Source organism: Paraclostridium sp. MRS3W1 (assembly GCF_032465715.1).
Taxonomy (GTDB): Bacteria; Bacillota; Clostridia; order Peptostreptococcales; family Peptostreptococcaceae; genus Paraclostridium; species Paraclostridium dentum.
In genome coordinates this window covers 1-7023 of record NZ_JAWDJM010000002.1, presented here as the reverse complement: position 1 = coordinate 7023, position 7023 = coordinate 1, and the positions used below count along the sequence as shown (strand labels likewise).

Genomic DNA, 7023 nt, shown 5'->3' with positions numbered 1-7023 from the left:
TTTATATATAGTATCATTATTAATGAGCAGTGTTTCTATAACATCTTTTAGCTCTTTACTTATACTAACAGTCATTTTTGGTGTTTTAAACTTAACAATTAAACCTTTACTTCAGTTATTCTCACTACCTATAACATTTTTAACATTAGGTTTATTCTCATTAGTGATAAATGCTGTTGTTTTAAAATTAGCTTTTAGTATAGTCCCTGGAGTACACTTATACGGATTTGTTAGCGCTATAGGTGCTTCTATATTATTATCTATTGCAAATACAATTATATATAATGTACTTGATTAATATAATAAATTTATTATAAAAAAGAGTTATCTCTAAGTTGAGATAACTCTTTTTTATTAAGCATTAACTTCCTTATATTCTTTTTTCTTTTCTCGTTTAATTGATTTATCATTTATCTCATCTATTACTACAGCTATTGCATTATCTCCTGATACGTTAGCCGCAGTACCAAAACTATCTTGAGTTATGTAAAGTGCTATCATTAAACTTGCAAGGCCTCCATCTGATGGTATTCCTACCATAGGTAAAAATGGAAGTGCACTCATTATAGCCCCACCTGGTGCTCCTGGTGCTGCAACCATGGCAACTCCTAACATAAGTAAGTATGGTAATATTACAGCTAAACTATAATTCATTTGATTCATCATTAAAACAGCTACTGTGAATGAAGTTACAGAAATTATACTTCCAGCTAAGTGAATAGTTGCACAAAGAGGTACAACAAACTCTCTTATTTGTTTAGATACTCCATTTTTTTCAGCACACTCTACGTTTACTGGTATAGTAGCTGCTGATGACTGAGTTCCAACTGCTGTTAGATATCCTGGTATTTGATTTTTAAGTAATTGTATTGGATTCTTTTTAGTATATGTTCCAGCAAGAGTAAATTGGAAGCATATGTATATGATATGAAGTGGTATTACGATTAAATATACCTTACCAAATATTTTTAGTATATCCCATACTTGTCCTGCAAAAGTTATATTAGCAAAAGTTCCTGCTATATAAAGAGGTAGTAACGGTATTATTATTTTCGCTAAAGTAGATTTTATTATTTCTTGGAAATCCATAGCAATGTTGAATAATCCTTCTCCTCTTCCACGACCTCTAAGTGCTGAAATTCCAAGTCCCATCATGAATGCGAAAACTATCGCAGCTGTTACATCTAACATTGGCTCTAGTGGTATAGTAAATATTGGTGAAAGCATACCTGCGTTTGGATCTCCTATAGCTCCAGCTGAACTAGCGTTTATAAAAGAAGGGAAAATAGTTATTGCAACTGTATATGCAAGCAATCCAGCTATTATTGTAGAACAATATGCTATACCAGTTGTTATTCCTAATAACTTTCCTGCTCCTGATGTTAAGTCAGCTATCCCAGCTGTAACAAAACCTAAAATTATAAATGGTATTACAAACTGTAAAAATGAAGCAAATAAACCACTTATAGTAACTAAAATCTCGATTACTCCCTTAGGAGCATAACTACCTATAATGATACCAAGTATTATTGCTATTATTAGTTTCGGTACCAGTCCTATTTTTTTCTTTGCTTTTGTCAAAATAATTCCTCCCCTTATGAATAAATTTTATGATAAAAACATTTTCCCCTTTGACTAAAATAGTATACATTTAGACACAAAAAGTCAAGTTACTTGTAAAAAGTAATATTTTTGCGAAATTTCTGTAAAATAAAAAGCATGCCGTTTCTACGGTATGCCTTTTATAATAATATCAAGCTGCATATTCTTTATTTTTTCTTTTAATTTTCTTACTTTTTCGATCCATATTATGATGAGTTATCATTGTAAATATTCCACTTCCTATTAGTACTGCATAGTATACAAACCCTCCATATAAGAAAATTGCATATCCCATAAGAGGTTGTGGAAACACACTTTTAAATATTGCAAAGAATGCTAATTCACTTGCTCCTGCGTTACCTGGAGTTGGAATAGGTGATATCGCCATATATAAGAATGCCTGTAATGTAAGCATATATATGTACGTATATCCACTTAAATTAAATGCTTTGTATATCCAAAATGATATACTAAAATATACACTTAACTGAACTACAGTTATCAAAAGCGTTAGGACAAGCGCTTTTTTATTCTTTATAAATGAATTAACAGACTTGCTATATTCATCTGCAAAACTCTCTACTTTCTCCACTTTGCCTTCTAAAAATTTAAATAATTTAAATTTAACTAAAAAATTTATAACACGTTTAGATACTTTCTTAATTAATTCAGGATTATATATAACCATCATAGAAACGATTAATGTAAATGCATTTATTGCAATCCCTATTAATATCAAAGGCATTACACCCCTTAATTCCTTTAATATAGCTGTATTTAAAAGCACTAGAACAGAACAATATACTGTAACTACAACTTGATATATTATAGATTTATTCATTATAACTGCAGTTGCCTTACTAGCTGGCATCTTGCATTTATTTAATACATATATTTGCATCGGCTGACTTCCTGATGCAAATGGAGTTATTAAGTTATAATAAAATCCCATAGTTGCTAATTTAAAACCTATAAATCTTGTCTGTACTTTATGAATGCTATCTATTACTATTTTTAAAACTACACCCTCTAATAACATGTGTGTAATCACTGCACATATTCCAAAAAATATAAACTTTTTATCTACCATATCTACAACTTCATGAAGCATATCTATGTCTAAAGTTCTATAAACTAAGTAACTTGTCATTCCTAATATAAATACCAAAAAGCCATATTGTAATATATTTTTATTTAATGTCTTTTTCTTTTTCATAGGAAACCTCCATCCCCTTTAATTTGACACTACCTATTATACAATACATTTGGTTTTTATGGTATGAATTATTTCTTACTTTTTTGTAATAAAAAAGAAAAAGATTCACCCCTATTTCTCTAAATACTTTTATAAATAAGTATTATAGATTGTTAGGAAATGAATCTTTTTAATAAATTATAATAAATTTTCACTTAAAACTTTATTAAGGTTAGCTTTTTCTTCTATTAACCTTATAATATTTACATTTTTACTTAAATCATTTATGCATATAGCCCCTACTAGCACATCATCTTTAAAGAATAGTTTTTTATAAACATCTTTTTTATTTAATGTTATAAAACTATCTATATCATTTATATTTCCTATACTAAACACTTTTGTTTCAAATACATCTAATCCTACTGGGTAATTTTCTGCTTTAAATTCAATTTTATCTCCACATGCATTTGCCCCTGCAACTTTTCCCATATCTATAGCTGCTGGCCATATAGCCCATATAATCGAATCAATTTCAGCTACATCTCCACATGCATATATTTCTTTTGATGAAGTTTGCATATACTTATCTACAACTATTCCTTTATTAACTTCTATATTAGTGTTATTAGCAATTTTAACATTAGGTCTAACTCCTATAGAAAATACTACCATATCTACATCAATAGAACTTCCATCTTTAAATATAGCTTTAGACACTTTTTTATCGCCTTCTAGGGAATCAATGAATTTATCTAACATTAAGTTTAATCCATTTTCTTTTAATATATTTTCTAGGACTACACTTCCATCTTTATCTAGTTGTTTAGTTAATAAATTTGGCATAGCTTCAACTACTGTAACTTCTTTTTGCGCTAGCTTCATTTCATATGCAGCTTCAAGACCTAACAGTCCTCCACCTATTACTAAAATATTTTTTGCTTTTTCTAAATTCACCTTTATTTTCTCTAAATCATTTTTATTTCTTAAAGTATAAACTCCGTCTAAATTATGTCCATTTATCGGTGGTACAAAGTTAGAACTACCATTTGCAAGTATTAACTTATCATAATTTATAATTGAGTTATTATCTAAAATAATATTTTTACCTTCTTCTTCTATTTTTTCTACATTTACCCCTAGTAAAACTTCTATATTATTTTTTTCATACCAATCTTTATCTTCAATATAAAAATCTTCTTTTTTAATTTCTTCGTTTATAAAATCAGAAAGAGCTGGTCTATAATAAGTTAACTCTTCTTCATTACTTAAAAGAACTATTTTAGCTGTTTTATTTCTTTTCCTAATAGAGTCTGCTGCATAAAAACCTGCTGCCCCATTACCTACAATAACAAAATTATCATCTGTATCATTTTGATAATTTATAGTTTCTTCTATGACTTCTATAAATTGATCATGTTTTGCCCCACATACTGGACACACATCTGGAGCTTCTTCTCCATCAAATACTTCATTACATATTACACATTTCCATTTTTTAGTACCTTCTTTTTTAGTATTTACATCTATAGTTTTTTCAATAAATTTCTTACCTAGTAATTGAGCTTCATATAAATCTACCTCACTAGGTTTAAAATTAACAACTAATGGATCTATAGTTTTCATTCTAAGTTGTTTTAACCTATCCATAACATTTGGTATTCCTTCACCACTCCATCCAAATGAACCAAAACATGATGCAACTTTATTTCCATGAACAATAGGATTTAGACTAACAAGAATATCCCAAATAGGCTTTAATGCGTCACCATTTATTGTTGGAGTTCCAAATAAAACTCCTTGTGAGTAAGTTATAGAATTTATTATTTCATCTATATTATGATTTATAACATCATACATTTTAACATTATAATCACTATGCGCTTCAATTCCTTTTTTTATGTTTTCAGCTAATTCAGCTGTATATCCATAAGCACTTACGTAACATATAGTTATATCTTTATTAGTAACTATTATCTCATCTCTACTCCATTTTTCATATATATCAACTATTTTTCTTGGATTATCAACTAATACAGGTCCATGTCCTGGACATATAATATCCACCTTTAAATTTTTTATTTTTTCTATAGCTTTTAATACATATGGCTTAAAAGGCCCCATAATACAATCGTAATAATATCTTAGAGCTTCCATATAGTGTTCTTCATTATCTATTTTAGTATTAACCACACCTTCACAACTATAATGACTTCCAAATGAGTCACAAGTTACTAATACATTGTCCTCTTTAATGTACGTGTATATAGTATCTGGCCAATGAAGAAGTGGAACTGAATAAAACTTTAAAGTTTTGTTTTCTATCTTAATTTCATCGTTATCATTTGCAACTATATATTCAAATTCACTATTTACAATTTCTTTTAGATAATTAACAGCATTTTGAGATGCTATGATTTTAGCTTTGGGAGAAAGTTTCAATATTCTCTCTACGCTACCTGCGTGATCTGGTTCTGTATGACTAACTACAATGTAATCTATATTTTGTAAATCTACATTTAAATCTTCTAGCCTAGCCAAATAACTATCAAAATGTTTAGCTTTTACAGTTTCAAATAAAATCGTTTTCTTTCCAGCTTTTAAAACATATGAATTATAAGTTGTTCCATATGGCGTATACATTATTATGTCAAATACTCTTAAATCAGGATCTAAAGAACCTACCCAATATAAATCTTTCTTTAATTTAAGCGATTTTAGTTCCATATATATTCCTCCACTATATGTTTGTTTATTATTTAACTCTTATTCCTTTTATACCTTTTATTAATTACTTTAAACATATATTTAGCATATTTTAATAATATTATTTTTGTGCATAAAAAAAGAGTATCTTAAATATTTAAGATGCTCTTTTATATTCGTTATTTAAATTAAAAGCATGTATATAAAGTGAGCAGATATACCTGCAAATAGTCCACCTATAGTATGTGAAATTATTGCTTTACTAGTAAGCTCTCTTGCATTTAACGCATCCATCATACCTACATGTGTACTTAAGTATCCACTCCAGCACATACCCATAGCTGTAAATACAGCTATATCGTTAGGTGTTACAACCCCATCGCTTATAAATTTTGGAACTAAACTCATCGCAGCTCCAACAGCTCCTAATGAAGTGATTGGGAATGCCATCGCCTGTGGATCTGTAAATCCAAATAAAGGTCCTAATATAAACATTAACTTATCACCTAATGCTGGTAGTAGTGCTATACCTTCATAAGCAGCACCTGTATAAACTTCAGCTCCTGTCTTAGGATCTATTGTTGGTCCAAATGTTAATAGCATAACTAAAGTACATACAACTAATACCCCTGGGATTATAGCCATCCCTAATTCAACACCATTTTTTCCACCTTCTAACATAGAGTCAAGTAATCTTTGGAACAAACTTCCTTCTCTTATTTCTCTATACTCCATAGCTTCTACTTTTCCATCAGCTTTAGCTTCGCTCTTTGGATCATAGTTATAATATTTCTTAGTAAATGTAAGCATTATTCTAACACTTATTATACTTCCTATTATTGCACCTATATTTCCTATTAATGCTGCTGATACAAACTCAGACCCTTGAGTCATCATAAAAGTTGTAACTATAAGACCCATACCAAAAGATGTTCCTAAGTTACATAAAGCAGGAATTTGATACTGCTTAAAATACTTAGTAAAACTTTTATCATTAGCAAATGCTATTATAGCTGGGTTATCTGATAGATAAGTTGTTACTGCTCCTGCTATACTTGCTCCTGGTAAATTATATAGTGGTTTCATAAACATTGCAAAAACTTTATTTAAAAGTGATATTACTCCAAATTCTGAAAGTAGTGCACTTAATGCACCTGCAAGCACAGCTAGTGCCATTATTAAAAATACCGTGTTTAGTAACAAATCGTGAGCTGTGTTCATAATAGTTTTAAACATCAACCCTGCACCCATTTTACTCCCTACAAATCCAAATCCTGCTAATAAGACCCCGATAAATACAAAAGTTTCTAAACTTACTGCCTTTACCTTCTTTTTTCCACCAGAAACCTCCTTGGCGACAACGTTTTCTTCTAAATTCGTAATCTCCATTGTATTCCCTCCTTAGTATTTTGTGGATACCATTAAAAAAATTATTAAAATTTAATTTTATTTTTGTTTTAATTTTAACAATTAAAACAAATAAAAATATATTGATTTATATAAATTATACTATATATATC

The 7023-nt window shown here is 29.1% G+C and carries 5 protein-coding genes; 1 reads left to right on the top strand and 4 read right to left on the bottom strand.

Annotation, left to right across the window (positions count from 1 at the left end; genetic code table 11):
- Positions 1–298, top strand: a 298-nt coding sequence (locus RWY47_RS00065) for a phage holin family protein (RefSeq protein ID WP_316030198.1), incomplete at its 5' end; no start/stop codon positions are given.
- 56 nt (positions 299–354) lie between these two features.
- Here RWY47_RS00065 and RWY47_RS00060 read toward each other — a convergent pair.
- The 4 genes from RWY47_RS00060 to RWY47_RS00045 all read right to left on the bottom strand — a co-directional run bounded on the left by RWY47_RS00060 (position 355) and on the right by RWY47_RS00045 (position 6892).
- On the bottom strand, positions 355–1581 hold the full coding sequence (locus RWY47_RS00060) for a dicarboxylate/amino acid:cation symporter (RefSeq protein ID WP_021428962.1): 1227 nt from the start codon (positions 1579–1581) through the stop codon (positions 355–357).
- Positions 1582–1753: 172 nt separating this feature from the next.
- On the bottom strand, positions 1754–2818 hold the full coding sequence (locus RWY47_RS00055) for a lysylphosphatidylglycerol synthase transmembrane domain-containing protein (RefSeq protein WP_021428987.1): 1065 nt from the start codon (positions 2816–2818) through the stop codon (positions 1754–1756).
- A gap of 177 nt (positions 2819–2995) precedes the next feature.
- The gene (locus tag RWY47_RS00050) at positions 2996–5524 is read right to left on the bottom strand and encodes an FAD-dependent oxidoreductase (RefSeq protein ID WP_150842637.1); all 2529 of its coding nucleotides are present in this window, start codon (positions 5522–5524) and stop codon (positions 2996–2998) included.
- A gap of 162 nt (positions 5525–5686) precedes the next feature.
- Positions 5687–6892 (bottom strand): CD0519/CD1768 family membrane protein, encoded by a 1206-nt coding sequence (locus RWY47_RS00045; RefSeq protein ID WP_167402841.1) that lies wholly within the window; start codon positions 6890–6892, stop codon positions 5687–5689.
- Positions 6893–7023 lie beyond the last annotated feature (131 nt).

Excerpts from the sequence above, each read along its gene's own strand:
- RWY47_RS00050 (WP_150842637.1), bottom strand. The coding sequence starts at position 5,524 with ATGGAACTAAAATCGCTTAAATTAAAGAAAGATTTATATTGGGTAGGT.
- RWY47_RS00055 (WP_021428987.1), bottom strand. The coding sequence starts at position 2,818 with ATGAAAAAGAAAAAGACATTAAATAAAAATATATTACAATATGGCTTT.
- RWY47_RS00045 (WP_167402841.1), bottom strand. The coding sequence starts at position 6,892 with ATGGAGATTACGAATTTAGAAGAAAACGTTGTCGCCAAGGAGGTTTCT.